At 64.2% G+C, this 26,577-nt stretch carries 24 protein-coding genes; 11 read left to right on the forward strand and 13 right to left on the reverse strand.

Annotated elements, in window-relative coordinates; all coding sequences use genetic code 11:
• The 4 genes from FCK22_RS02095 to FCK22_RS02110 all read right to left on the reverse strand — a co-directional run.
• On the reverse strand, positions 1-285 hold a 285-nt coding region (locus FCK22_RS02095; RefSeq protein WP_136720199.1), incomplete at its 3' end, for an NAD(P)H-dependent oxidoreductase.
• Positions 278-679, reverse strand: a complete 402-nt coding sequence (locus tag FCK22_RS02100) for a DUF1622 domain-containing protein (protein WP_067263390.1) — start codon at positions 677-679, stop codon at positions 278-280. The genes FCK22_RS02100 and FCK22_RS02095, both read right to left, overlap by 8 nt.
• A gap of 42 nt (positions 680-721) precedes the next feature.
• Positions 722-1,207 (reverse strand): lysozyme inhibitor LprI family protein, encoded by a 486-nt coding sequence (locus FCK22_RS02105; protein WP_067263387.1) that lies wholly within the window; start codon positions 1,205-1,207, stop codon positions 722-724.
• A complete protein-coding gene (locus tag FCK22_RS02110) occupies positions 1,207-2,367 on the reverse strand; it encodes an isovaleryl-CoA dehydrogenase (protein WP_067263370.1) in 1,161 nt (386 codons plus the stop codon). The genes FCK22_RS02105 and FCK22_RS02110 overlap by 1 nt, the downstream gene beginning before the upstream one ends.
• Positions 2,368-2,511: 144 nt before the next feature.
• On the opposite strand from FCK22_RS02110, the gene FCK22_RS02115 reads away from it, so the two are divergent.
• Entirely contained in the window at positions 2,512-2,988 is a 477-nt protein-coding gene (locus tag FCK22_RS02115; protein ID WP_067263367.1) for a pyridoxamine 5'-phosphate oxidase family protein, read from the forward strand.
• 2 nt (positions 2,989-2,990) lie between these two features.
• Here FCK22_RS02115 and FCK22_RS02120 read toward each other — a convergent pair whose 3' ends face one another.
• Both FCK22_RS02120 and FCK22_RS02125 read right to left on the reverse strand, forming a co-directional pair.
• The gene (locus FCK22_RS02120; protein WP_067263366.1) at positions 2,991-4,184 is read right to left on the reverse strand and encodes a DegT/DnrJ/EryC1/StrS family aminotransferase; all 1,194 of its coding nucleotides are present in this window, start codon (positions 4,182-4,184) and stop codon (positions 2,991-2,993) included.
• Positions 4,184-4,858: an HAD-IIIA family hydrolase gene (locus FCK22_RS02125; RefSeq protein ID WP_067263363.1), complete on the reverse strand. Its 675-nt coding sequence runs from the start codon at positions 4,856-4,858 to the stop codon at positions 4,184-4,186. Before FCK22_RS02125 ends, FCK22_RS02120 begins: the two co-directional genes overlap by 1 nt.
• A gap of 138 nt (positions 4,859-4,996) precedes the next feature.
• Between FCK22_RS02125 and glmU the strand changes: the two genes are divergently transcribed.
• Genes glmU through FCK22_RS02140 form a run of 3 tightly spaced genes read left to right on the forward strand, consistent with a single transcriptional unit; the run spans position 4,997 to position 8,867 of the window.
• The gene (gene glmU / locus FCK22_RS02130) at positions 4,997-6,349 is read left to right on the forward strand and encodes a bifunctional UDP-N-acetylglucosamine diphosphorylase/glucosamine-1-phosphate N-acetyltransferase GlmU (RefSeq protein WP_067263360.1); all 1,353 of its coding nucleotides are present in this window, start codon (positions 4,997-4,999) and stop codon (positions 6,347-6,349) included.
• Positions 6,350-6,351: 2 nt separating this feature from the next.
• On the forward strand, positions 6,352-8,172 hold the full coding sequence (glmS, locus tag FCK22_RS02135; RefSeq protein ID WP_067263358.1) for a glutamine--fructose-6-phosphate transaminase (isomerizing): 1,821 nt from the start codon (positions 6,352-6,354) through the stop codon (positions 8,170-8,172).
• A complete protein-coding gene (locus tag FCK22_RS02140) occupies positions 8,169-8,867 on the forward strand; it encodes a DNA alkylation repair protein (RefSeq protein ID WP_067263356.1) in 699 nt (232 codons plus the stop codon). The genes glmS and FCK22_RS02140 overlap by 4 nt, the downstream gene beginning before the upstream one ends.
• A gap of 3 nt (positions 8,868-8,870) precedes the next feature.
• Here FCK22_RS02140 and FCK22_RS02145 read toward each other — a convergent pair whose 3' ends face one another.
• Positions 8,871-9,386 (reverse strand): hypothetical protein, encoded by a 516-nt coding sequence (locus FCK22_RS02145; RefSeq protein WP_067263354.1) that lies wholly within the window; start codon positions 9,384-9,386, stop codon positions 8,871-8,873.
• 85 nt (positions 9,387-9,471) lie between these two features.
• On the opposite strand from FCK22_RS02145, the gene moaA reads away from it, so the two are divergent.
• From moaA to FCK22_RS02160, 3 genes are read left to right on the forward strand one after another with little or no spacing between them, the layout of a single operon-like run.
• A complete protein-coding gene (moaA, locus tag FCK22_RS02150) occupies positions 9,472-10,479 on the forward strand; it encodes a GTP 3',8-cyclase MoaA (protein WP_067263351.1) in 1,008 nt (335 codons plus the stop codon).
• 4 nt (positions 10,480-10,483) lie between these two features.
• Entirely contained in the window at positions 10,484-11,776 is a 1,293-nt protein-coding gene (locus FCK22_RS02155; RefSeq protein ID WP_067263348.1) for a 3-deoxy-D-manno-octulosonic acid transferase, read from the forward strand.
• Entirely contained in the window at positions 11,769-12,812 is a 1,044-nt protein-coding gene (locus tag FCK22_RS02160; RefSeq protein ID WP_136720173.1) for a glycosyltransferase family 4 protein, read from the forward strand. Before FCK22_RS02155 ends, FCK22_RS02160 begins: the two co-directional genes overlap by 8 nt.
• Before the next feature lie 63 nt (positions 12,813-12,875).
• On the opposite strand, the gene FCK22_RS02165 is transcribed toward FCK22_RS02160, so the two are convergent.
• The 5 genes from FCK22_RS02165 to FCK22_RS02185 all read right to left on the reverse strand — a co-directional run bounded on the left by FCK22_RS02165 (position 12,876) and on the right by FCK22_RS02185 (position 19,745).
• Positions 12,876-14,039, reverse strand: coding sequence for a M20 aminoacylase family protein (locus tag FCK22_RS02165; protein WP_067263343.1), 1,164 nt, complete (start codon positions 14,037-14,039; stop codon positions 12,876-12,878).
• 68 nt (positions 14,040-14,107) lie between these two features.
• Positions 14,108-15,274, reverse strand: a complete 1,167-nt coding sequence (locus FCK22_RS02170; RefSeq protein WP_067263341.1) for a M20 aminoacylase family protein — start codon at positions 15,272-15,274, stop codon at positions 14,108-14,110.
• 22 nt (positions 15,275-15,296) lie between these two features.
• Positions 15,297-16,643: an FAD-binding oxidoreductase gene (locus tag FCK22_RS02175; RefSeq protein WP_067263338.1), complete on the reverse strand. Its 1,347-nt coding sequence runs from the start codon at positions 16,641-16,643 to the stop codon at positions 15,297-15,299.
• Between the two features lie 95 nt (positions 16,644-16,738).
• Positions 16,739-17,902, reverse strand: a complete 1,164-nt coding sequence (gene argE / locus FCK22_RS02180) for an acetylornithine deacetylase (RefSeq protein WP_067263336.1) — start codon at positions 17,900-17,902, stop codon at positions 16,739-16,741.
• Positions 17,903-17,912: 10 nt separating this feature from the next.
• Positions 17,913-19,745: an ABC transporter ATP-binding protein gene (locus tag FCK22_RS02185; protein ID WP_067263334.1), complete on the reverse strand. Its 1,833-nt coding sequence runs from the start codon at positions 19,743-19,745 to the stop codon at positions 17,913-17,915.
• Between the two features lie 313 nt (positions 19,746-20,058).
• On the opposite strand from FCK22_RS02185, the gene FCK22_RS02190 reads away from it, so the two are divergent.
• The 4 genes from FCK22_RS02190 to FCK22_RS02205 all read left to right on the forward strand — a co-directional run bounded on the left by FCK22_RS02190 (position 20,059) and on the right by FCK22_RS02205 (position 25,211).
• A complete protein-coding gene (locus FCK22_RS02190; RefSeq protein ID WP_067263331.1) occupies positions 20,059-21,780 on the forward strand; it encodes a peptide ABC transporter substrate-binding protein in 1,722 nt (573 codons plus the stop codon).
• Between the two features lie 121 nt (positions 21,781-21,901).
• Entirely contained in the window at positions 21,902-22,939 is a 1,038-nt protein-coding gene (locus FCK22_RS02195) for an ABC transporter permease (protein WP_067263329.1), read from the forward strand.
• On the forward strand, positions 22,932-23,930 hold the full coding sequence (locus FCK22_RS02200; RefSeq protein ID WP_067263326.1) for an ABC transporter permease: 999 nt from the start codon (positions 22,932-22,934) through the stop codon (positions 23,928-23,930). Before FCK22_RS02195 ends, FCK22_RS02200 begins: the two co-directional genes overlap by 8 nt.
• A 207-nt stretch (positions 23,931-24,137) precedes the next feature.
• Positions 24,138-25,211 (forward strand): YeeE/YedE family protein, encoded by a 1,074-nt coding sequence (locus FCK22_RS02205; protein ID WP_067263323.1) that lies wholly within the window; start codon positions 24,138-24,140, stop codon positions 25,209-25,211.
• Here FCK22_RS02205 and FCK22_RS02210 read toward each other — a convergent pair.
• Positions 25,147-26,415 carry a DUF3422 domain-containing protein gene (locus FCK22_RS02210; protein ID WP_067263320.1) on the reverse strand — a complete coding sequence of 423 codons (1,269 nt, stop codon included), beginning with the start codon at positions 26,413-26,415 and terminating at the stop codon, positions 25,147-25,149. The two genes, FCK22_RS02205 and FCK22_RS02210, sit on opposite strands and share 65 nt — an antisense overlap.
• Positions 26,416-26,577: the final 162 nt, after the last annotated feature.

Raw genomic sequence — 26,577 nt, forward strand, 5'->3', positions numbered from 1 at the left:
TTCCTCGCCCAGCCACAAAGGCGTACCGATGATCAGAATGTCGGCGGCCAGCACCTTTTGCCAGATCGCGGGCCAGTCGTCGCGGTCCCAGCCGTGTTCGGTCATGTCAGGATAGACGCCGGGTGGCACTTGGTAATCCAGCAAGTAGAGATGTTCGACACCCACGCCCTGCGCCTCCATGATGCCCGCGCTGGCGTTCATCAAGAGCTGGGTGTGGCTGTCGCCCGGGGTCTTCTTGAGCGAGCAGTTGACGTAGAGCGCATTGAGATCGGAATAATCAGTCACGGCCAAGTTCCTTCTTCAGTTGCTCCAGTTCCCGGTCAAGGAAGTAGGAGGTGATGGAGCGGATGATGACCAGCATCAGAAGGAAGAGCAGGTCCGCAAACCGCAGGCTGATGGCGGTGTGGATCACGTCCGAGACGATGAAAAGCTCCAGCCCGGCAAGGATGTAGCGCCCCAGTTCGATCCGCTCGCGGTTGGTGCGGCGGACGCGCTCTGGCCCCTTCTGGGCGATCTCGGCGATCGTCACCCCGGTCAGGAAACGTGCCGCCCCGATCAGCAGCAGAATGATGGCGGCAATGTCGATGACCGCGGCGAGGATCTCGAAACCCTCGATCAGCCAAGGCAGAAAATGGTGCATCACACCGCCTTCTGTCTCCAGTTCTATCAGGTTTTCCATCCTGATCCCTCCGTCCTGTTTGGCCGACACAGCGAGACGCGGTTAATAGGCCGCCCCCAAACGCAGCGCCTGTTCCCCCGTCATCTGCATCAGGCAGGCCAAGGTTGCAGGTCCGCCGCCTGTGCCACCGCCCCATTGGCTGCGTTCATAATCGCAGGCGGCATCGCGGAAGGTAATCCACGCGCGCTGCATGTCACGCAGCGCCTCGGCCTGCGAAGGCAGTTGCGGTTGGTAGAGGGCATTCTCCTCATCGGCGGATTTCGCCTGCACCATGCGGGCGCGGTAATTCTCGTTCAGCAGGCCATCCCAAAAGGTCAACTCAGCATCGCGACACCCGCCCATGCCGACGGTCGAATAGCCGCCCGGCCCCTCCATGCAGAGGTTGGCCGACAGGCCAATGCAGGCGCGCTGGTCGGTGAACTCCTCGGCCCCGGCCAGACAGTCCGCCGTGGCGGCATCGGAATAGGTGATGTCCTGCGCGGATACCGGCCCCGCCAAAAACGCGCAGCCCAGCAGGAGGGCGCGCATCACATCGCCCCCATCATCTCACGGCCCACCAACATACGGCGGATCTCGGAGGTGCCCGCACCGATCTCCATCAGCTTGGCATCGCGGAAGATGCGGCCCACCGGGTTATCGGAAAGGTAGCCCGCGCCGCCCATCGCCTGCACCGCCTGATGCGCCTGCACCATGGCTTGCTCAGAGGCATAGAGGCAGCAGGCCGCCGCGTCCTGACGGGTCACGTCGCCGCGGTCACAGGCCTGCGCCACGCTGTAGACATAGGCCCGCGCCGAGTTCATCGCGGTGTACATATCCGCCATCTTGCCCTGCATCAGTTGGAAATCCCCGATGCGCTGGCCGAACTGCTTGCGCTCGGCCATGTAGGGCATGATCTCGTCCAGACAGGCGGCCATGATGCCGAGGCCGATGCCCGCCAGCACGACGCGCTCGTAATCGAGGCCCGACATCAGCACGCGCACGCCCTTGCCCTCTTCGCCGAGGATGTTCTCGAAGGGCACTTCGCAGTCCTCGAAGATCAACTCGGCGGTGTTGGAGCCGCGCATGCCGAGCTTGTCGAAATGCTTGGAGGTCGAGAACCCCTTCATCGACTTCTCGATCAGGAAGGCGGTGATGCCTTTGGAGCCGGCCTCGGGGTCGGTCTTGGCATAGACCACCAGCGTCTCGGCGTCGGGGCCGTTGGTGATCCAATACTTGTTGCCGTTCAGACGGAAGTGGTCGTTCCGCTTCTCGGCATGCAGCTTCATGCTGACCACGTCACTGCCCGCGCCCACTTCGGACATGGCCAACGCACCGACATGCTCGCCCGAGCAGAGCTTGGGCAGGAACTGCGCCTTTTGCTCCGGGGTGCCGTTCAACTTGATCTGGTTCACGCAGAGGTTGGAATGCGCCCCGTAGGAGAGCGAGACCGAAGCCGAGGCCCGGGCAATCTCTTCCACCGCGACGGTATGGGCGACATAGCCCAGCCCCGAGCCGCCGAACTCTTCCTCGACGGTCATGCCCAGCAGGCCCAACTCGCCCATTTCCTGCCAAAGCTCGGCGGGGAATTCGTTCTTGCTGTCGATCTCGGCGGCCATCGGCTTGATGCGCTCCTGCGCCCAGCGGTGCACCATCTCCCGCATGGCCGCGACGTCTTCTCCCAGATCAAACTGCATACTTGCGTTGAACACGGCTTCTCCCCCCGATTTATTGAACGCTTGTTCATTACCTACCGCCCCGCCCGCTTTGCGTCAAGCGGCGCGATGTGGAACCGCCCCGCGCCGCGGCGGGTTGGCCCTGCGACCAAGCGAACACTACAACAAAGCGAGATGCAAATGAGCGATGATCTGAAGAAAGAGTTCTGGGACCGTCTGGACGACACCCGCGCCGGGATGCTGATGACCAAGACCGCCCGCGCGATCCCGATGACCCATTACATCGACGAAGACGACCGCGCCGCCGTGCTGTGGTTCATCACCGCCAAAGGCACCGATCTGGCGCAATCCGCCGAAGGACGCGCCGCCGCTGAATACCTGATCGCCAGCAAGGACGAATCCCTCTGGGCGCGGATCGACGGCCATGTTTCCGCCGTGACCAACCCGACTGAGTTGGACAAGATTTGGAACGCCATCGCGGGCGCATGGTTCGAGGACGGCAAGCAAGACCCGGATGTGCAGCTGATCCGCTTTGACCTCACCGAAGCCGAGGTTTGGGCGACCGATGGTGGGTTCAAGTTCCTCTATGAGATCGGCAAGGCGCAGATGACCGGCCAAAATCCCGACATGGGCAAACACGGCACCATCCGTTTCTAAGCCTAGCCCCCCTGAAAAACGGCGCTGACCTCGGCCCGGATGATCCGCGCGATCAAGGCGCAATCCTCCAGCGAAAAGGTCAGCGGCACGCGCATGTCGATCAACCCCGCCAGCACCGCATCGCTGGCGGGCATTTTTTCAGCCCGCGCATAGCGCCATGTGTCGTAACGGCTGGTGAAACCCATAGGCTCGGCCCTGCCGAACCATTTCAACTCCACCCCGCGCGCAGCGCAGCGCGCCAGCACCGCCTCGACATCCTCTGCCGACCAACCTTTCAACAGGAATTGGATTGACGACCCGACGATGCCCTCCGCCTCGAGCCGGTCGATGACCGTGAGCCCCGGCGTGTCGCGCAACCCCGCCTCAATCACCCGATAACGCTCATTCCAGCGGACCACCTGTTCCGGCAGCCGCCGCAACTGCGGGCGCAGGACCGCAGCGCGCAGGTTGTCCATCCGGCCCGAAATATTAGGCGTTTCATAGCGGATCGTCTCAAAAGCCTCCGGCCCCGGCGCGGCGGTGTGGCGGTCATAGAGCATGTAAGACCCTGACAGCATGATCGCCCGCGCCGCAACCTCGGCATCATCGGTTATCAGCAACCCGCCCTCGCCCGCGTTCACATGTTTATAGGTCTGGCAGGAATAACACCCCAGTTTCCCCTGCGTGCCCGAGGGCTTGCCGTTCCACGCCGCCCCCATCGTATGGGCGCAATCTTCGATCACCGTGATGCCGCGCGCATCGCAAAGCGCCATCAGAGCGTCCATGTCCACCAGATGGCCGCGCATATGGCTGAGCAGCAGCACATCGGCCTGATCCGCCTTGGCGGCGAGATCGTCGAGGTCGATCACCAAGCGTTCAGTCACGTCGACAAAAACCGGAACCGCGCCGAGCGAGGCAATCGCCCCCGGCACCGGGGCGAGTGTGAAGGCATTGGTCAGCACCCGGTCGCCCGGTTTCACCCCCACTGCGCGCAGGGCCGTGGCCATGGCATAGCCGCCCGAGGCCACGGCGAGGCAGTATTTCGCCCCCGTCATCGCGGCGAATTCCTGCTCCAGCAGGGCAACCTCGGCCACCTCCCCCGGGGCTGTGTTATAGCGGTGCAACCGGCCGTGGCGCATCACCGCCACCGCCGCCTCGATCGCATCTTCGGGGATCGGCTCTTGCTGCGTGAAACTACCGGTAAACCGCTCGGCCATCAGGCGGCTTTGCCGATTAAACGTTCGATGACCTCCGGCAGGTCGGCGAAATCGTCCAACAGCGCTTCGGGCTCCAGCGCGGCCATGTCTTCGCCCGAGGGGCCGAAGGTCACCAGCACGCAAGGAACCCCTGCGGCTTTGGCGGTTTTGCGGTCGGTGTCGCTGTCGCCAATCAACACGCATTGCGCCGGATCGCCCCCGGCACGGCGGGCGGTTTCGAACAGGTGTTCGGGGTCAGGTTTGCGCACGGCCAGCGTATCGGCCCCCAGCATCGCACCGAATGCGTCCCGCACGCCAAGACGGGTCAGCAGCAACTCCGCCAAAGCCTCGGGTTTGTTGGTGCAGATCGCCACGCGGTAGCCCGCGGCTTTGAGCGCGGCCACAGCCTCCATCGCGCCGGGGTACATGATGGTATGGGTATCGATGTCCCGCCCATAGGCTTCGAGCAGCATCGGGTAATAGTGGTCGATCATCGCCGCATCATCGGCACGGCCCAGCTTTTGCATCCCCAAGGTCAGCATCGCCCGCCCGCCGCGCAGCGCGGTGCCCGCATCCTCGGCATGGACCAGCACATCGCCCTCGCCCATGTCACGGAAACAGGCATTGGCAGCGGCGATCAAATCGCCCGAGGTATCGGCCAAGGTGCCGTCGAGATCGAAAACCACTGTCTTCACTGGATACTCCTTGGGCGGAACCCCGCCTTGCAAAATGGCATCGTGTTGCAGTCCGCAACCTAGTTTGATGGGCCGCAACCTTGCGCCTTTGTGCGAAGCGCGTAAAGAGAATGCAAGCTGAAGGACAAAGAGATTTACATGGAAACTGCATTGATCATCCTCGCCGCGGGCAAGGGGACACGGATGAACTCGGACCTGCCAAAGGTGCTGCACCGCGTGGCCTCCGCCCCGATGCTGGAACACGCCATGGCCGCGGGCGCCATGCTCGGCCCGCGCCATACGGTCGTGGTGGCCGGGCACGGCGCTGATCAAGTCCGCGCCGCCGCCACGCTTTTTGACGAAGACGCGCAGGTCGTCGAACAGACCGAGCAATTGGGCACGGCCCATGCTGTGGCACAGGCCCGCCCGGCATTGGATGGGTTCGAGGGCATGGCGCTGGTGCTTTACGGTGACACGCCCTTCGTCCAGCCCGAGACGCTTGAGAAGATGCAGGAAGCGCTGGCGACACATGATGTGGTGGTTCTGGGGTTCGAGGCCGCCGATCCCGCCCGCTATGGCCGTTTGGTGATGCAGGGCGACGCCTTGGAGCGGATCGTCGAATTCAAAGACGCAACCCCCGAAGAACGCGCTATTACTCTGTGCAACTCCGGCGTGGTGGCCTGCAAATCCAAACTGCTCTTCGATCTGATCGACAAGGTCGGCAACGACAACGCCTCGGAAGAATACTACCTCACCGATATCATCGGCATCGCCCGCGCCGAGGGCCGCAGCGCCACGGTCGTTACCTGCGACGAGGCCGAGACCATGGGCGTCAACTCCCGCGCCGATCTGGCGAGGGCCGAGGCCGCGTTCCAATCCCGCGCCCGCGATCTGTTGATGGAAGACGGCGTGACCTTGGTCGCCCCCGAAACCGTCTTCCTGTCGCGCGACACTTTCATCGGGCGCGATACGGTGGTGGAGCCGAATGTCGTCTTCGGCCCGAATGTCACCGTGGAATCCGGCAGCACCATCCGCGCCTTCTCGCATCTCGAAGGGTGCCATGTCTCACGCGGCGGGGTGGTTGGCCCCTACGCCCGGCTGCGCCCCGGCGCGGAACTGGCCGAAGACGTGCGCATCGGCAATTTCGTCGAGGTGAAGAATGCGCAGATCGCCGAAGGGGCCAAGGTCAACCACCTGAGCTACATCGGCGACGCCACCGTCGGCGCGCGCAGCAACATCGGCGCGGGCACGATCACCTGCAATTATGACGGGGTGATGAAACATCACACCACCATCGGCGCGGGCGCCTTCATCGGGTCGAACACCATGCTCGTGGCCCCGGTGACCATTGGCGAGGGTGCGATGACCGGCTCGGGCTCGGTCATCACCTCGGACGTAGAACCCGAGGCGCTGGCCCTCTCGCGCGCCCCGCAAGTTGAGAAACCCGGGATGGCGCGAAAAATGTTCGAAATTTTAAAGGCCAAGAAGGCAAAATTGCAGAGAGGCAGCTAATTATGTGTGGAATTGTCGGGGTGCTCGGCACCCATGAAGTCGCGCCGATCTTGGTCGAAGCGCTGAAACGGCTGGAATATCGCGGCTATGACAGCGCGGGAATCGCGACCCTGAACGAAGGCAAGCTTGAGCGGCGTCGCGCCTTGGGCAAGCTGGTAAATCTCTCGGACGCGCTGGTGCATGAGCCGCTGGCGGGGAAGTCAGGCATCGGCCACACCCGCTGGGCCACCCATGGCGCGCCGAGCGTCACCAATGCCCACCCGCATCAGGCGGGACCAGTGGCCGTGGTGCATAACGGGATCATCGAAAACTTCCGCGAGTTGCGGGCCGAACTGGCCGAACATGGCGCGCAATTCGTGTCCGAGACCGATACCGAGACCGTCGCCCTCCTGACCCAGCATCACATGGCGCAGGGCGCAGGCCCGGTAGAGGCCGCCAAACAGACGCTTGCCCGCCTCGAAGGCGCTTTTGCGCTGGCTTTTCTCTTTGACGGGCACGACGACCTGATGATCGCGGCGCGCAAAGGCTCGCCCTTGGCCATCGGCTATGGCGAGGGTGAGATGTATGTGGGCAGCGACGCCATCGCGCTTGCCCCGCTGACCCACCAGATTGCCTACCTCGAAGAAGGGGATTGCGCCGTCATCACCCGGACCTCGGTGGAGATCACCGACCGCAACGGGGCGCTTGCCAACCGCGCGATCAAATCCGTGCAAATCGACAATACCCGAATCGACAAGGCGGGGCACAAACACTTCATGGCCAAGGAAATCGCCGAGCAACCCGGCGTGATCGGCGCGGCCATCGGCCACTACCTCACCCCCGAGGGTGAGATCAACATCAGCGCGCAGGACATTGATTTCACGCAGTTTGACCGGATCCTCATGGTCGCCTGCGGCACGGCCTCCTACGCCTGTTTCACCGCGAAATACTGGTTTGAGCAGATCGCCCGCCTGCCGGTCGAGATCGATGTCGCCTCGGAATTCCGCTACCGTGAACCGCCGATCCCGCCCCGGACTCTGGCGGTCTTCGTCAGCCAATCGGGTGAGACCGCCGACACGCTGGCCGCCCTGCGCTATTGCGAGGGCAAGGCCGCGCGCATCCTTTCGGTCGTCAACGTGCCGGAAAGCTCCATCGCCCGCGAAAGCGATCTGGCGCTGCCGATTTACGCCGGGGTCGAAGTCGGCGTGGCCTCGACCAAAGCCTTCACCTGCCAGTTGGTCGTCCTCTTCGCGCTGGTGCTCAAAGCCGCGCGGGACCGCGAGGTGATCAGCGCAGACACCTTCGCCGATCACATCTCAGCCCTGCGCGGGCTGCCCGCGACTATCAGCACCGCGCTTGAACAAAACGACGCGATGCAAGAGGCCGCGCTCAAGCTTTCCCATGCCCGCGACGTGCTGTTCCTTGGCCGGGGCCAGATGTACCCCCTCGCCCTTGAAGGCGCGTTGAAACTCAAGGAAATCAGCTACATCCACGCCGAAGCTTATGCATCGGGTGAGCTGAAACACGGCCCCATCGCGCTGGTAGATGAGCATGTGCCGGTGGTCGTCATGGCCCCGCGCGACGCGCTATTCGACAAGACCGTCAGCAACATGCAAGAGGTCATGGCGCGCAAGGGCAAGGTGATCTTGATCTCCGATGCCAAAGGTCAAGCCGAGGCCAATGACGGCGTCTGGTTCAGCATCGAGATGCCCCCGGTGCCGGATGCGCTGGCGCCGATCCTCTATGCGGTTCCGGCGCAATTGCTGGCCTATCACACCGCCGTGGCGAAGGGCACGGATGTGGACCAGCCGCGCAATTTGGCGAAATCGGTGACGGTGGAATGACCCCCGAAACCGCATTGGAAGAGCTCGAAGCGCAGGCCAACCCGGCCCGCGCGGAAGAGATGCGCGCCTATCACAAGGCCGATCGGCGCTATCTCGGCCTGACCAACCCACAGATCGCGGCGCTTGCGCAAACGTGGCGGGCGGCGCTGGATGTCGAAGGCCGTGTCGCCCTCGCCGATGGGCTGTGGCAGTCCGACATTTTCGAGGCGCGTGTGGCAGCAGCCAAATTGCTGACCCAAGCGCGGCTGCGCCCCGATGATCAGGCCGGTTGGGCGTTGATCGCAAGCTGGACCGCGGATTTCGACAGTTGGGCGATTGCCGATCATGCCAGCATGGCGGCGCAGAAACGTCTGGTGGCCGACCCCACCCGCTTGGACGAGGTGGAAGATTGGGTCGCCTCGGATCACCTTTGGACGCGGCGCGCGGCGCTCGTCTCTACCCTGCCATGGACCAAACAGAACAATCCTAAGCCTGAGGAACTGACCGCCCGCGACCGTATCCTCGGCTGGGCCGCGACGATGGTGCCGGATCACCGCTGGTTCATTCAAAAATCCATCGGCTGGTGGCTGCGCGACCTGTCAAAGCACGACGCTGGCCGCACCCGCGCCTTCATCGCCGCCCATGGGGAGGCGATGAAACCTTTTGCGGTGAAAGAAGCCCTGCGCCTGCTGAAAAAAGCAGAGGGCGCAGGCTGATCCTTAGCCTTCGGTCGAGACCTCGACCGTTGTGAGGTCGGTCAGCGACGCGCCGATCAAACGCAAGGCGGGCAGCGACATGCGGCTGCCTGCGGTTGCGGGCCCCTCCAGCGGGATCAGCGTCACCGCGGCGGATTTGCCCGTCGCGGGGTTGGTCACCCGCCCCGGCTGTTCGGCGTCGACCAGAGGTGTTTTCAACCACAGCCCCGGCTCCGTCGCGCTGCCCAAGCTGACCACGGTCGACCCCAAAGCGGCACCGGCGCTGGCGGGCGCGCGGGTGGCCGCTTCGCGCTCTGCCGCCGTGGTGGTATCCAGCGCCTCGGCGCTGCTGCCTGCGGTGGCGATGGGAGAGGCGGCGGGCGGCGCTGCGCTCGGAGTTGCAACCTCAGCCGTGGCATCGACCGATGCGGATGCGGGTGCAGGCTCAGACTGGCTGGCATCCATGCCGAGGCGTTCCGGCAGGTTGCTGCAACCGGCGGTGGCGACGGCGATGAAAAGCGGTAAGATTATACGTGTCATCCGCGCAGCCTATCCGCGCCCTGCCCCCTTATCAATCGCCCAAATGGCGCTTGCCCCGGGTTGGGCGGGGCATTACCTATGAGGCATGACAGCACCCCTCATTGACCCTTTCATGCGCGCGATCACCTATCTGCGCGTCTCCGTCACCGACCGCTGCGATTTTCGCTGCGTCTACTGCATGTCGGAGAACATGACCTTCCTGCCCAAGAAGGAATTGCTGACGCTGGAGGAATTGGACCGCCTGTGCAGCAATTTCATCGACCTCGGCGTCGAGAAGCTGCGCATCACCGGGGGCGAGCCGCTGGTCCGGCGCGGCATCATGACCTTCTTCGACGGCATGAAACGGCATCTCGACAGCGGCAAGCTGAAGGAGCTGACGCTGACCACCAACGGCAGCCAGTTGGAGCGTTTCGCCGACGATCTCTATGCCGCTGGGGTGCGCCGGGTGAATGTCTCCCTCGATACGCTGGACGAGCAGAAATTTGCGGATATCACCCGCTGGGGCCGCCTGCCGCAGGTGCTGCGCGGGATCGACGCGGCGCAGCGGGCGGGGTTGAAGATCAAGATCAACGCCGTGGCGCTCAAGGGCTTCAACGAGCCGGAATTGCTGCATATCACCGAATGGTGCGCCGCGCGGGGCATAGATCTTACGTGGATCGAGGTCATGCCGATGGGCGATCTGGGCAACGAGGATCGCTTCGGCCAATACTGGTCGCTGCGCGACGTGCGCGCGCGATACGCCGAGCATTACACCGTCACCGATCTGGCCGAGCGCACGGGGGGCCCCGCGCGCTATGTGCGGCTGGAAGAGACCGGGCAGAAGATCGGCTTCATCACCCCGCTGAGCCATAACTTCTGCGAAAGCTGTAATCGCGTGCGGGTCACCTGCACCGGCGAGATTTTCATGTGTCTGGGCCAAGAAGACGTGGCCGACCTGCGCAAGCCTCTGCGCGACCACCCGGACACGGACCTGCCGTTGCAAGAGGCCATTCGCGCGGCCATCGACCGCAAGCCCAAGGGGCATGATTTCGACTATTCGCGGCAGCGTGTCGACGGGCAGATGCCCCGCCACATGAGCCACACGGGCGGCTGAACCTTTGGCTGTGCCGTTTCTCTACCGGGCATGGGTCGCGGCGAGCCGTGTGATCTTGCCCGTGGCCGGGCGGCGCTCCATGGCCAAACTGCGCCGCGCCGAGGTCACACCGGAACGCGCGCGCGAAAAGCTGGGCCATGCCAGCCATCCCCGCCCCGAGGGGCAGTTGATCTGGTTTCACGCAGCCTCCGTTGGGGAGAGCCTGTCGGTTCTGGCGCTGATCGACCGGATGGGGCACGCCCTGCCGCAGGCGCATTTCCTCATCACCTCCGGCACCGCCACCTCGGCCCGTTTGGTGGGCAGCCGCCTGCCCCCGCGCACACGGCATCAGTTCGCCCCGCTCGACGCTCCCGGCCCGCTGAAACGTTTCCTTGACCATTGGCGCCCCGATGCGGCGCTCTTCGTGGAAAGCGAGCTTTGGCCGCAGATGCTGCGGCGGACCCATGCGCGGGGCACGGCGATGGCGCTGATCAACGCCCGCCTCTCGCAACGCTCAATCGAAAGCTGGCAGAAACGGCCCGCGCTGGCGGGGTTCCTCTTTGGCGTGTTCGACCTGATCCTGACGCAGAATGACGCGATGGCCCGGGCCATGACCACGATCAACGCCCCGGCTAACCGGGTCACGCCGGGGATCAACCTCAAGTCCATGGCGGGCCCCCTGCCACAGGATGAGGAGACCATCGCCGAGGCGCGGGAGGCCTTGGAGGGCCGCCCTGTCTGGATCGCCTCATCAACCCACCCGGGCGAGGAGAAAGCGGTGTTAGAGGCGCATCGCCAACTGCTGGAGCGCATCCCCGAGCTGTGCTTGATCCTTGTCCCCCGCCACCCCGAGCGCGGTGACGAGGTCGCCGGTCTCATCGCCAGCTACGGTCTGACGCATGGGCGTCGAACACGGGGCGACATGCCGCGCGAACAGGTCTATCTGGCCGACACTCTGGGTGAGTTGGGCACATGGTACGCGCTATCCGACATCGTCTTTCTGGGCGGGTCGCTGCACCCGATCGGGGGGCACAATCCCTATGAGGTCGCGCAGGCCGGGGCGATGGTGCTCTCGGGCACCCATGTCGCCAATTTTGCCGAGACCTATGCCGAGATGGAAGCCGCAGGTGCAGCGCGGCTCGTCGCCGGCACGCAGGACTTGGCGGACCGTGTGGGGGATCTGCTGCGCAACGACATCGCTCGCGCCTCCGGGGTGGCGGCGGCCAAGGCCTATGCCGCAGGGCAGACCGACAAGCTCGACAGTATTGCCGAGCGGCTGATCACGGCCCTGCACCTGCGAGGGGACAGCGATGCCTGAGCTTTTCGTCACCAACTACAACCTTAATTTCACCGGGGTCTCGGCCACGGCGGCCAATGTGATCCGGCAACAGGTCGACCGGCATGACTTGACGCTGGTGGGCCAGCCCCTGCCCGGCTGTCCGGTGCCGCTGACCCGCGTCGCGGCGGGGCGGATCACCCGCAAGCATCCCCCCCAAGACCGCCCCTTCGCCATTTGGCATGTGCGCCGCAACACGGAAATGCGCAGCGCGCTTTGGCTGCGCGATGTGCGTGGCGCAAATATCCGGATCGTCTTTACCTCTGCCGCGCAGCGGCTGCATTCGGCCTATCCGCGTTGGTTGATCCGGCAGATGGACGCGGTAATCGCTACGACCGAACGCGCGGCGGAGTTTGTGCCCCATGTCCGCGCCGTGGTGCCGCATGGGGTGGACACCGATGTCTTTTCCCCCGCCACCAACCGGGCGAACGCTTGGGAGCAGTTGGGCTTTGGCGGTACCTATGGCATCGCCACCGTGGGGCGCATCCGGCCTGAGAAAGGCACCGACCTTTTCGTCGAGGCCATGCTGCGCCTGCTGCCCCAACGCCCCGGCGCGGTGGCGCTGGTGATTGGCCGGGCGGGCGGCAAACATGAGGCGTTTTCGAACAAGCTCAAGGCGCAGGTCGAGGCCGCGGGCCTTGCCAACCGGCTGCTTTTCATCGGCGAATACCCCGCTGCCGACCTGCCGAAACTGATGCGCGCCCTGTCGCTGGTGGTGCAACTGCCGCGCTACGAGGGCTATGGCATGGTCCCGCTCGAAGCGCTGGCCTCAGGCGTGCCTTTCGTGGGCAGCGATGCGGGCTATTACGGCGCTTTCTCGAACGGGGGCCGCGTGGGCAAGGTCGTGCCATTGGGTGCGGCAGAGGCTGCGGCCCAAGCCGCGCTCTCCTTGCTAGAGCGCGAGGATCAAGCCGCCCTCTCCGAGGCCGCGCGCCACTGGGCTGAACAGCGTTTCAGCGCCCGGGCCGAGGCTGATGGGATCGAAGCCGTCTACAACGCGCTTTGGGAGCGCGGCTAGCCCCCAAAGCAAAACGCGCCCCCCCCCAAGGGAGGCGCGCTCTAGGCATTACCGATGGTAAGATCAGGCCGCGGGCATCCGCTGTTCGACGATGCCTGCCCACCAGCTACAACCCGCCGGAATGGCTTCGTCGTTGAAGTTATACTCCGGGTGGTGCACCGCCGCCGTGTCGCCGTTGCCGACGAGGATATAGGCGCCCGGGCGCTCCTCCAGCATGAAGGCAAAGTCTTCGCCCCCCATCACCAGCGGCGCTTCCTCGCATTGGCCGGAAATCGAGCGCGCCACGTCGGCAGCAAACTCGGTCTGCTCCTCGTGGTTCACCATGACCGGATAGCCGCGATGGTAGGTCACATCGGCGCTGCCGCCGAAGGTGCCTGCGATGCCGTTGCAGATCTCGTTGATGCGCTTTTCGGCCAGTTCCCGCATCTCGGCGGACATGGTGCGCACGGTGCCTTTGATCTGCACCTTCTGCGGGATCACGTTGAAGGCTTTCGAGGAGGTCTCGAAAGAAGTGACGGAGACCACGATCTGCTCCACCGGGTCGGCGTTGCGCGCGGTGATGGTCTGCAGCGCCAGCACGGCCTGCGCCGACATGACGGTGGTATCGACGGTCTCATGCGGCTTGGCAGCATGGCCGCCGCGGCCTTCGAAGGTGATGTCGAACTGGTCGGTGGCGGCGAAGAACGAGCCTGCGCGGATGCCGAAGGAGCCCGTGGGCATGCCCGGCCAGTTGTGCATGCCGTAGACTTCTTGGATGCCCCAACGCTCCATCATGCCGTCTTCGCACATCTCGCGACCGCCGCCGCCGCCCTCTTCGGCGGGCTGGAAGATCACCACAACGGTGCCGTCGAAGTTGCGGGTCTCGGCGAGGTATTGCGCTGCACCGAGCAGCATGGCGGTGTGGCCGTCATGGCCGCAGGCATGCATCGCGCCATCGGTCTTGGAGGCATAGTCCAGCCCGGTCTGTTCGTGGATCGGCAGCGCGTCCATGTCGGCGCGCAACCCGATGACCTTGCCCGAGCCGGTCTCCTTACCCTTGATCACGCCGACGACACCGGTGCGGCCGATGCCCTCGACCACCTCGTCGCAGCCGAAGCTGCGGAGCTTCTCGGCCACGGTGGCCGAGGTGCGATGGGTCTCGAACAGGATCTCGGGGTTCTCATGCAGGTCGCGGCGCCATGCGGTAATGTCGTCATGCAGCTCGGCAAATCGGTTCTTAACGGGCATTTAGGAAGTATCCTCCGGAGTTGGGTTGGGCGCTGATTTTCATGCAGTCGCATTTATCTGCGACATGCTTACGCCCTTGCCAGCCGGTCCTCAACCACCTGCGCGAACCATGAGCAGCCCGCCGGGATCGCGGCGTCGTCAAAGTCATATTCCGGGTGATGGACCGTCGCCCCTTCCCCGTTGCCGATCATAATATAGGCACCCGGTCGCGCATTGAGCATATAGGAAAAATCCTCTCCGGCCATGATCGGCGGGGTGTCGCGATCGGTGCCGGGGGTGACCTTATCGGCGGCCTCGGCGGCAAAGCGGGTTTGATCGGCATGGTTGCGGGTGACCGGGTAACCGCGCTGGTAGTCGATCTCGGCCCGGCATTGATGTGCCTCCGCCGTCAGGCGTGTGAGGTCGTGCAGCCGACGCTCGGCCAAATCCTGAACCTCCGGATCCAGCGTGCGCACCGTCCCGCGCAGAAGCACCTGATGCGGCAGGACGTTGTGGCTGTCGGTGTCGCTGCGCAGGGTGCAGACCGAGACGACGACCTGTTTCAGCGGATCGGTGTTGCGGCTGGCGATGGATTGCAGCGCGATCATCACATGGGCGGCGGCGAGGTTCGTGTCCACCGCCTCATGCGGGGCCGCGGCATGGCCGCCTTGGCCCGTCAGCGTGATGGCAAACTCGTCGGCCGCGGCCAGCAGCGCGCCTTCGCGGATCGCGAATTGCCCCGTGGGGTGGCCGGGCATGTTGTGCATGCCGTAGACCTCATCGATGCCCCAGCGGTCCATCAGCCCCTCCTGCACCATGACATTGCCGCCACCGCCGCCCTCCTCGGCGGGTTGGAAGATCAGCACCACGCGCCCGTCGAAATTGCGCGTCTCGGCGAGGTATTGCGCCGCCCCCAGCAGCATCGCCGTATGGCCGTCATGGCCGCAGGCATGCATCTTGCCGGGGTGTTTCGAGGCGTGCGGCAGCCCCGTCGCCTCGGTGATCGGCAGCGCGTCCATGTCCGCCCGCAGGCCGATGGTGCGGCCCGAGCTGTTGCTCTGCCCTTCGATCACCGCGACCACGCCGGTCTGGGCGATACCGGTGGTGATGTCGGTGATGCCGAAGCTGCGCAGCTTCTCCTCGACGAAGCGCGAGGTCTCGGGCAGGTCGAACATCAGCTCCGGGTGCTGGTGCAGATGACGTCGCCAGGCGGTGATCTCGGCGTGGGTCTCGGCGAAGCGGTTCTTGATCGGCATGGAATGTCCTTTTCCAATAATCTCAGAGCGTCGGGCCGAGGCGAATGGCACTGCCATCGCTGAACCGGTCGGCGCGGAATCTGCCCAGATCATGGCCCGGCGCGTCGCCCATGACCAGAGCCGAGAGCACCCGCCCCATGGCCGGCCCGATGCCGAAGCCGTGGCCCGACATGCCAGTGCCGATGACGAGGCCGGGGATCTGCGCGCAGGTGTCCACCACCGGCACGATATCGGGCATGGTGTCGATCATCCCGGCCCATAAGGCGCGGGCGGTGATGGGCGGCAGATCGGGATAAAGCGCGGCAAAACGTTTGCGCGCCCGGCGCAGGGCGCGGTGGTCCGGCATGGGGTCGAGGATGCGCATCGCCTCAAAGGGGCTGTGCGCGTCAGCCGCCCAGTTGCGCGGCGTGCGCCAGGCATCGGGAAAGCCGCGCGGGGCTGCGGCGCGCAGACGCTGACCCAAGGGGTTTTGGCGCAGTTGCGGCAGGTAGTGCCGCAGGGCGCGGAAGGCATCGGGGCCGACATAGAGATCGGGCCGCCCGCCGGGGGCGAGCGTATAGCCGCCACCGGCGCGGCGGCGGAAGGCTAGCCCCGCCTCGGCGGCGGCCCCGGCGTGAACCTCGGGCAGCACATTGGTGGCCAGCACGCTCTCGCGCACCGAAAGCTGCGGCAGGCTGACGCCATGGGCGCGCAGGAACAGCGCCGACCACGCCCCGCCCGCCAGCACGACCGAGGAACAGCGGATCGCGCCCGCCTCGCTCACCACGCCCGCCACGCGACCGGCGGCGAGGTCGAGGCGGCGCACCGCGCAATTCTCGATGATCTTCACACCCTCGCGCGCCGCCAGCGCCGCCAGAGCAGGCACAGCGACCCAAGGCTCTGCGCGCATGTCCGAGGGGGTGGTGAGCGCCCCGGCATAGGTTCCGGCCAGCCCCGGGAAAGCCTTGGCAACTTCGCCCGCGTCCATCAACCGGCTGTCGACGCCATGGGTCTTGGCATGGGGCAGCCAGTCGGCATAGCCCTGCATCTTGGCTTCGGTCCCCGCCAGATAGGTGCCGCCGGTCTGATGCAAGCCGATGTCGCGGTCGAGTTCAGGCGCCAGCTCACGCCAAAGCCGCGCGGCCTCGACCATGATCGGCAATTCGTCCGGGTCGCGCCCCTGTTGGCGGATCCAGCCCCAGTTGCGGCTGGATTGCTCCGCGGCGATGCGGCCCTTTTCCAAGAGCGTCACCTGTTTGCCTGCGCGGGCCAGAAACAAGGCGGTGCAGACGCCGATCACCCCGCCGCCGATGACGACGACCTCGCTCTCGCGCGGCGGGGTGCGCGGGTAGCTGGCGGGGGTGGCAAGGGTGATAGGAAAGGCGGACATGCGGACCCCGGTGGCTGACGCCGCGCGGCTGCACCGGGCGGCCGTGGAAAGGACTGGCCCCGCGCGGGGCCAGCCACAGGTCTGTCAGGGATGGCTCAGCCCTGCAAGCGGATCAGCAGACGGCGCATGAAGTCGTGACCGGCCTCGAATTGCGCGACCTTGATGAACTCGTTGGGCTGATGCGCCTGTGCGATGTCGCCGGGCCCGCAGATCACGGCGGAATAGCCCGCCTCTTGGAACTGCCCGGCCTCGGTGCCGTAGCTGACTTTGTGGCTGGCGTTGTCGCCGGTGATCTGGCGCACGATCTGCTCGGCCTCGCCGTCCTTCTCGGGCTGGAGCGCGGGCACGTCGAAGCGTGTCGAGGTCTCGATATAGGTCTCGGGCACCACGTCCTGCATCTGCTTTTCGACCTCGCGCACCTTCTTGAGGTAGGCGGTGCCCCATTTGTCCTTGTCCTCGCCGGGGACGACGCGAAAATCCATCGCGAACTTGCAGTCCTTGGCGGTGATATTGTGGGCCGTGCCGCCCTCGATCACGCCGACATGGGCGGTGGTGAAAGGCGGGTCGAACATCGCCGCCGTCTCGGTCGGCTTGGCGGCCATGTTGTCGCTGTTCACGTCATTGGCCCATTCGATGAGCTTCGCGCCCGCCATGATCGCATTGACCCCAGTGTGCAGCAGCGAGGAATGCACCTCGAAGCCCACCAGATGGGTGTTGAATCCGATACCCCCCTTGTGGCCGGTCACCGCCTGCATGGTCGAGGGCTCGCCCACGATCACCGCCGAGCCCTTGGGCACCACGCCCTGCATCGCCTGGATCATCGGCGGCGCGCCGGTGCAGCCGATCTCCTCGTCGAAGCTGAGCGCGATCTGCAGCGGGCGATTGACTTCTGCATAATGCGCCTCGACCAGCGCCCAGATCGCCAACGCGTCGAAGCCCTTCATGTCGCAGGTGCCGCGGCCGTAGTAGCGGCCGTCCTTCTCGGTCACGGTAAATGGATCGGTGTCCCAAGCCTGACCGTCGACCGGCACCACATCCGTGTGACCGGAAAGGACCACGGCCCCCTCCTCCCACGGGCCCGCATGGGCAAAAAGCGCGTGTTTTGGCTGCTCGGGATCGATGTAGCGGTGGCTCTCGATCCCGTGCGAGGCGAGGTAGTCGGCCACCCAGTCGATCAGCGGGATATTGGTGTCGCGCGACACGGTGGGAAAGCTGATGAGCTTGGTCATCAACTCGAGCGGGGTCAGGCGTTCGGTCATGGGTCTTCTTTCAATAGCCGCTGTCGGTGGTCAGCACATGGTGCCCAGGCTCCACCTCGCGGTAGACCGAAGGCTCGGGCCGGTAACTGACCGGATGGATTGGCGAGGGGATCGGCTTGAAGTTCAGGTCCTTCTCGGACTTGCGGCGGCGCGGATCGGCGATCGGCACGGCCTTCATCAGCGCCTGCGTATAGGGGTGCTGCGGGTTCTCGAAGACCCGCTGGCGCGAACCCATCTCGACGATGCGGCCCAGATACATGACGCCGACGTAGTGGCTGACGCGTTCGACCACGGCCATGTCGTGGCTGATGAACAAGAACGACAGTTCCATCTCGGCCTGAAGCTCCATCATCAGGTTCAGCACCTGCGCCTGCACAGACACGTCCAGCGCCGAGACAGCTTCGTCCGCGATGATGAGTTTGGGGTTCAGCGCAAGCGCGCGGGCGATGGCAACGCGCTGTCGCTGGCCGCCCGACAGCTCATGCGGGAAGCGGCGCATGAAGCTGCGCGGCAGTTCTACGCGGTCAAACAGCATCTCGATCCGCTTGTTGATCTCCCCGCCCTTGAGGGTGCCGAAATTGTGGATCGGTTCGGCCACCTGATCGGCCAACTGCATCTGTGGGTTGAGCGAGGCAAAGGGGTCCTGAAAGATCATCTGCATGTCGAGCCGCGCGGTGCGCAGCGCAGATTGGTCCAGCGACATGATGTCGACGCCGTCGAGCTTCACCTCCCCCGACATCGGCTCCACCAGCCGCAGGATCGAGCGTCCGGCGGTGGATTTGCCGCAGCCCGATTCGCCGACGAGGCTGAGCGTCTGGCCCTTGTTGAGCGAGAACGACAGGTCCTCGACCGCATGCACATTGGCCACGGTGCGGCGCAGGAAACCGCCCTGTACCGGGAAGCGGGTGGTCAGGTTCTTGACCGACAGTAGCGTCTCTTCGCGGCCCTTGATCGGCACGATCTCCTTGTCGGGTGTGCCCAAGAGTTTCATCGGCTCGGGGTATGGCTTGCCCGTCATTTCGCCGAGTTTCGGCACGGCGGCCAGAAGCGCCTTGGTATAGGGGTGCTGCGGGTTCTCGAAGATCTCCTCGACGGTGCCTTCCTCGACCTTCTTGCCGCGGAACATCACGACCACGCGGTCGGCCATCTGCGCCACCACGGCCATGTCGTGGGTGATGAACATCACCGCGGTGCCGGTCTCGCGCTTCAGCCGGTCCATCAGCGCGAGGATCTCGGCCTGGATGGTCACGTCGAGCGCGGTGGTGGGCTCATCGGCGATCAAGAGGCGCGGCTCGCAGGCCAGCGCCATGGCGATCACCACGCGCTGCCGCATGCCGCCTGAAAGTTCGTGGGGGTACTGCTTGAGACGCCGCTCCGGCTCAGGGATGCGGACCTGTTTCATCAGCTCCAGCGCGCGGGCCTCGGCCTCTTTGCGGGTCATGTTCAGATGCAGGCGCAGACCTTCGGTCATCTGCTTGCCGATGGTGAACACGGGGTTCAGCGCGGTCATCGGCTCTTGGAAGATCATGCCGATCTCATTGCCGCGAATCTTGCGCATCAGATTGCCGCCGCTGGCCGCGAGATCGACTTGGCCTTCTTCACCGCGCTCAAAAAGCAGGCGACCGCCTGCAATTTCACCGCCGCCATACTCAACCAGTCGCATCAGCGACAGGGAGGACACCGATTTGCCTGATCCTGATTCTCCGACCACGCAAACCGTCTCACCGGGATTGATGTCGAAACTGACATCCTCAACACCGACCACGGGGCCATCTTTGGTTTGAAATTCGACGCGCAGGCCCTGAATTTGGGCGATTGGCGCCCCATTGGTGTGATCCAGCATCTGTTTCCCTGTTGTTTTTATTGGCGCAGATTTTGCCCGACGCTACGGCGAATGTCACGAGACTGTCAAACCTGACGCGCAGACTTCGAGCTTTGTCATAATTGCGCCACGTCCGCCCTTGCAATTTCCGGCAAACCTGTTTCGATATAGCCCATGCGGTTTGGAAAGAGCGCTTCGATCACAGGTTGAATATTGCTTGTTTTGTTATGTTTAGCTGGCGAAGCTCATGTTCTTTCCGGGGCGACAACAACAAGGCGGGGAACATCCCGTCGACAATAAGCGGCACGCCCACGTGTCCAACATGGAGTAAGATATGAAATTGAAGACCCTATTGATGGGGGCTGTCGCATCGACGGCGCTTGCCCCTATGGCCTTTGCCGAAGCCCATGAGGGCGAGCGGGGCCGCGACGGCGAAGTCAAGATCATCTATTGGCAGGCGCCTTCGATCCTGAACCCCTATTTGTCGAGCGGCACGAAGGACGTCGAAGCGTCCTCGCTGGTTCTCGAACCACTTGGCCGCTACGACCAGAACGGCGCGCTGGTCCCCTATCTGGCGAACGAAATTCCGACGCTTGAAAACGGCGGCGTGAGCGAAGACCTCAAGACCATCACATGGAAGCTGAAAGACGGGCTGATGTGGTCCGACGGCACCCCCGTCACCGCCAATGACGTCAAGTTCACCGCCGATTACTGCATGAACCCCGAAGGCGGCTGCGCACAGCTGGCCAAGTTCGAAGGTGTCTCCTCGGTTGACGTGGTCGATGACCAGACAGTCAAAGTTACCTTCTCCGAGCCGATGCCGAACCCTTACGGCCCCTTCATGGGCGGCCAATCCCCGATCATTCAGGCGGCACAGTTCGCTGATTGCACCGGCGCCAAAGCGCCCGAGTGCACCGAGGCCAACTTCAACCCCATCGGCACCGGCCCCTTCACCGTCACCGAGTTCCGCCCGAACGACGTGATCACCATGGCCGCGAACGAAAATTACCGCGACCCCAGCAAGCCTGCCTTCGCCACGCTGACCTTCAAAGGCGGCGGTGACGCGACAGCGGCGGGCCGTGCCGTGATGGAAACTGGTGAGTTCGACTACGCCTGGAACCTGCAACTGGCCCCCGATGTCATCGCCAAGATGGCCGAAGGCGGCAAGGGCAAGCCGATGTCGGCTTTCGGCACGCTGGTTGAGCGTCTGGAACTGAACATGACCGACCCCTCCCCCGATCTGCCGGAGGGTGAGCGCGCCACGGCCAAACACCCGCACCCGATCCTGGGCGATGAGAAAGTGCGCCGCGCGCTTTCCATGGCGATCGACCGCGAATTGCTGGTCGAGGTCGGCTACGGCCAAGCGGGCCGCGCCACCTGCAACATGGTGCCTGCGCCCGAACTCTACGCCTCGGACAACACCGACTGTCTGACCCAAGACATCGAAGGCGCCAAAGCGCTGTTGGACGAAGCAGGCTGGGTCGACAGCGATGGCGACGGTGTGCGTGAGAAGGACGGCGAGAAACTGTCCCTGCTCTACCAGACCTCGACCAACGCCGTGCGTCAGGACTTCCAAGCGCTGATCAAAGATTGGTGGAGCCAGATCGGTGTTGAAACCGAGCTGCGCAACATCGACGCTTCGGTCTTCTTCGGCGGCGACCCCGGTTCGACCGACACGTTCCAGCGTTTCTATGCCGACGTTGAAATGTACGCCAACAACTTCGACGGCACCGACCCGCAAAGCTACCTTGCCCAGCGGACCTGCGCCAAGTTCCCCAGCCCCGAGACACAGTGGCAGGGCGAAAACATCAACCGCTTCTGCAACGAAGAGTATGACGCGATGGTGGCCGAACTGGGCCGCACCGGCGAGATGGAAAAGCGTGGCGAACTGGCCAAAAAGCTGAACGACATGCTGACCAAAGACAGCTACTCGATCCTGCCGCTGGTGGACCGTGGCCGCGTCTCGGCTGCCTCCAACACCCTTGGTGGCGTTGTGCTGAACACATGGGACTCCGAGCTGTGGAATGCCGCCGATTGGTACCGCATGGAAGAGTGATCTAGGACGGAGGCGCGGCAGGCCCGCGCCTCCCTTCAACGACCTTCGGGGGTGTGCGTCATCCGCGCGCCCCCGTCTCACCCCCCACCCCCTCACAGACTGACCTACAAAGGCGACGCCCATGTTGACCTTCACCATCCGACGACTTCTTTTGTCGATCCCGACGCTTTTGTTTATCAGCCTGGTGATTTTCCTGCTGCTGCAACTCGCCCCCGGCGACCCGATGGCCCAAGTGCCGCTGACGGTCCCGCCCGAGGTGAAAGAAAAGATGCGCGAAGCGCTCGGCCTCGGCCAGCCGATCTATATCCAATATTGGAAATGGCTCGTGCAGGTCTTTTGGATCGAGCCGCAGGTTTTCATCGACTATCTGACCAACCACTCCGCCCTGTTCAGCTGGCTGCCCGATACGGCGCTTTCCGAAGGCAAGCTGCGCGTGATCTCCTGGCAGACCCGCTCCCCGGTGATGGACATCGTGATCCAGCGCATGCCGCAGACCCTCTGGGTCGTGGGGCTGGCCTATATCGTGGGCATCGTCATCGCCATCCCGATCGGCATCTACTCGGCCTACCGGCATTATTCGGTCTTCGATCAGGCCGGGACGTTCATCACCATGATCGGCTTTTCGATCCCGCCCTTCTTCACCGGTCCGCTGCTCATCGTGATCTTCTCGGTCTCTCTGGGCTGGCTGCCGTCGATCTATGACACGACCCATGTCGTAAACGATTGGGAGAGCTTCAAGGTGCAGTTCTTCCAGATGATCATGCCGGTGATGGTGCTGGCGCTGCAAACCACGGCGCAGATCAGCCGCTACATGCGCGGTGCCATGCTTGACAACCTCAACCAAGACTACGTGCGCACCGCCCGCGCCAAGGGTCTGAAGGAAAGCGTCGTGGTCATGGTGCATGTGCTGCGCAACTCGATGATCCCGGTGGTCACCGTCATCGCGCTTGGCATGCCCGCGATCTTTGGTGGTGCCATCATCACCGAGAACGTCTTCAAGGTGAACGGCATCGGCCAACTGCTGCTGACCGCGCTGCGCGCCAACGACCTGCCGATGGTGATGACCCTGACCTTCATCTTCGCGGTGCTGATCGTGCTGTTCAACCTGATCGCAGATATCCTCTACGGCCTGCTTGACCCAAGGATCCGTTATGACTGAGCAACCCATTCCCGCAAGCCCGGTCGAAGCCGACCTCGAGTTCATGAAGGCCCTGCAAGACAAGGGCCCGCAAAAGCCGCCGCGCAGCCAATGGCGCGATGTTTGGGACCAGTTCCGCAAACACAAGGGCGCGCTTTTCGGCGGTGGTTTCCTGATCTTCATCACGCTGGCCGTGATCTTTGGCCCCTATCTGTGGGACATCGACGCCAAGAAACTGGACATCCGAAACAAGAACTGGCGGCCGATCTATACCCTGCTGTGGGATGGCGATGCCAAGGCGGGCTGGGCCCATCCCTTCGGCACCGACCAGTTGGGCCGCGACATCCTTGCGCAGATGCTCTTTGGCGGGCGCGTGTCGATGGCCGTGGGCTGGATGGCAATGGCACTGGCGCTGATCATCGGCACCGCCGTCGGCGTGCTCTCGGGCTTTTTCAAACGGATGGACTTCTGGCTGATGCGGTTCACCGACCTGATCCTCAGCCTGCCGATCCTGCCTCTGGTCCTGCTCGCCGTGACGCTCTTTGGCCAACCGCTGCGAGCGCAGTTCGGCCCCGAGGGCGGCATGTTCATCCTCATCGTCTCGGTCATCAGCCTGACCTCATGGATGCAAACCGCGCGGATTGTGCGCGGCGACATCCTCGCGCTGAAAGAGCGTGAGTTCATCCTCGCCGCGCGCTCCATCGGCACCACGCCGGGCAAGATCATCCGCCGCCACCTGCTGCCCAACGTGATCTCGCCTATCATGGTCTCGGCGACCCTTGGCCTCGCCACGGCGATCATCACCGAAAGCGCGCTGAGCTTCCTTGGCGTCGGCTTCCCGTCTGACTTCCCCACATGGGGCAAGCAACTGGCCGATGCCGTGGACCGGATGCAGGAGTTCCCCGAGCGGGTGATGCTGCCGGGCATCGCCATCTCGCTGACGGTGCTGGCGGTGAACTACCTCGGCGACGGTCTGCGCGACGCGCTCGACCCGCGCATTCGCGGACGCTGAGCAAAATAAGAACCGACCGGCCCCTGCCCCCTGTGGCAGGGGCCGATTGTTTCACGCCCCTTGACGCAGGGTGAACAGCGTCGCCCCTTTTCCCAACAAGACGGAATTTAATTCACCCCTCTGGGGGGCGGCCCTGTGCGCTTTCACTTGATTGTGACCCGCGCCCGCTCCAAATGGGAAATAATTCCGTTTTCGAGGGTTTTCGCGATGTTTGAGTCTTTCGGCTTTGAAGAGACGACAGCAAAAGAGGCGTCCGTTCTGCTGGCGGCCCTCATCGGGCTGGCGTTCGGCGTGCTGGCGCAGCGCACGCGGTTTTGCTTTCGCCGCAGCCTCGTGGGCGAAGACCGACGCCAAGCGCTTGGAATCTGGCTGACCGCACTGGCGCTGGCCGTGATCGGCACGCAGGCCGCCGTGGCCGCCGGATGGATCAGTTTTGACGCGCATCGTTTCATGGCCAGCGACGTGCCGCTTTTGGCGATTGCTGTGGGCGGGCTGCTCTTTGGCGCGGGCATGGTGCTGACACGCGGCTGCATCTCGCGCCTCACGGTGCTGACAGGCGGCGGCAACCTGCGGGCGGCGCTGGTGGTGCTGGTCTTTGCCGTGGTGGCCCATGCGACGCTGAAAGGCGTCTTGGCACCGCTGCGCGTGGCGCTCGGCTCTGTCACCGTGAATATGGGAGAGAACGTGAGCCTTGCCGCCCTGCCCGGCGGTACGCTGCTCTGGGCTGGTGTGATCGCCGTGGCGGCGCTGGCCTATGCGCTGCGCTCGGGTAACCGTCCGGGGCAACTGGTGATGGCGGCGCTGATCGGTCTCTTGGTCCCCGCCGCATGGGTGGGCACCGGGTTCATCCTGCTCGATGAATTCGACCCGATCGCGATGGAGAGCCTCAGCTTCACCTCCCCCTCCGCCGATACGCTGTTCTGGACCATCGCCAGCAGTTCGATCCCCGCAGGCTTTGGCACCGGGCTATTGGGCGGCGTCTTTGTCGGTGCGCTGATCGCCAGCCTTTTCGCGCGAGAGTTTCAGTGGCAGAGCTTTGACGCCCCCCGCCAGACCGGGCGCTACCTGACCGGGGCCGCCATGATGGGCGTGGGCGGCGTGTTGGCCGGGGGCTGCACCTTGGGCGCGGGGCTCTCCGGCGTGCCGACCCTTTCGGTCGCAGCCATCGAGGCCATCGTGATGATCGCTTTGGGCGGCTTGGCCATGCAGGTGCTGCTCAACCGATCTTCCGCCGCAGACGGCGCAGCGTCCACCACACACCAAACACAACCGGCAGAGTGACAGCGGCGGTCAGCAGCCCCTTGCTGACCCCCAGTGGCGCGGCAAGCGGGTAGAGCAGATAGCCCGCCAGCGACACCGCGTAATAGCTGATCGCCACAACAGACAGCCCCTCTACGGTGTGTTGCAGCCGCAGTTGCAGATCGGCGCGGCGGTCCATACTGGCAAGGATCGCTTGGTTCTGGGCCGAGCGTTCCACATCCACCCGCGTTCGCAAAAGATCCGCGGCCCGCAGTGCCCGCGCGGCGAGGGTTTGCAGGCGTGTCTCGGTCGATTTGACCGTGCGCATCGCGGGCGCATAGCGGCGCATCATGAACTCGCCAAAGCCCTGCCGCCCCAGAAAACGCGCTTCACGCAGGGCGGAGATACGTTCATAGACGATGGCCTCATAGGCCCCTGTGGCGGCGAAACGATAGGCGGTTTCCGCCGTCAGCGCCTCCAGCGCGACCGAGACATCCAAGAGCGCGTGCAGCGTTTCCTCAGCCGCCGTGCCCGCCCCGCTGCGCATCGCCCCCATGAGCGTCGATAGCTGTCCGTCCAGATCGTTCAACGCCCCGGCCATGTCGCGCGCCTGCATGAACCCCAGCATCGACATCGCCTTATAGGTCTCGATCTCGCAGAGCCGCTGCACGATCCGCCCGATCCGCCGCTGGCCTGTCGTTGCATCGGTGAAAAGCGCGAGGCGCAGATGGCCTGCGGGGTCGATCCGAAAGTCGCTGGCCACCACCGCCGCCCCATCCAGCACCTCCGCAACGGCGAGGCTTTCGGGCACGAACCAGTCCTGCAAATGCGCCGCGATCTCATCGTCGGCTTCCGGCTTCGGCAGCACCGTAAGCAGGGCCGAGGTGATCCGCTCCCCCTGCACCTCGGCCAGCCAATCCTCTGGAAAAGCGTCGAAATCCGTGGCGGCGAAAGGTAGGCTCCGGCCTGAGGGGGCGATGACCGTATAGGTGACGAACTCGGTATGCTGCTCCCATTTCAGGGTGAAGCGGCCCATCTCTCCGTAATAATGCGTGGCCGCCGCATCGGCGCGTGGGGCGCCGTAATGAGCCAACAGCGCGTTCAACTCGGCCTGTGGCGTGGCATCCGCCGATAGTTTCACCGCCAGAAAGGCCACCCGCGAGGGCGCGGCGAGCTGCGGAAACGGGCGCGCGTGCATTTCGCCGGTAAGGGCAAGCCGCTGGGGGTGGTCTTTGATCGGGGCCATGACGGGGTCCGCTGTTGGGGAGTGTATCCCGCCGAGAATAGCGTCATTGCCGCCGATGAACAGAGAAAAGTGAAGCCATTTCAATCACTTGATGCATACCGAAGTATACCGCAGGCCAAAACGGAAAACGCCCCACCGTTTCCGGCGGGGCGCTCATGGGGT

This window comes from Sulfitobacter sp. 15WGC (assembly GCF_005068605.1).
In the GTDB taxonomy this organism is placed as follows: domain Bacteria; phylum Pseudomonadota; class Alphaproteobacteria; order Rhodobacterales; family Rhodobacteraceae; genus Sulfitobacter; species Sulfitobacter faviae.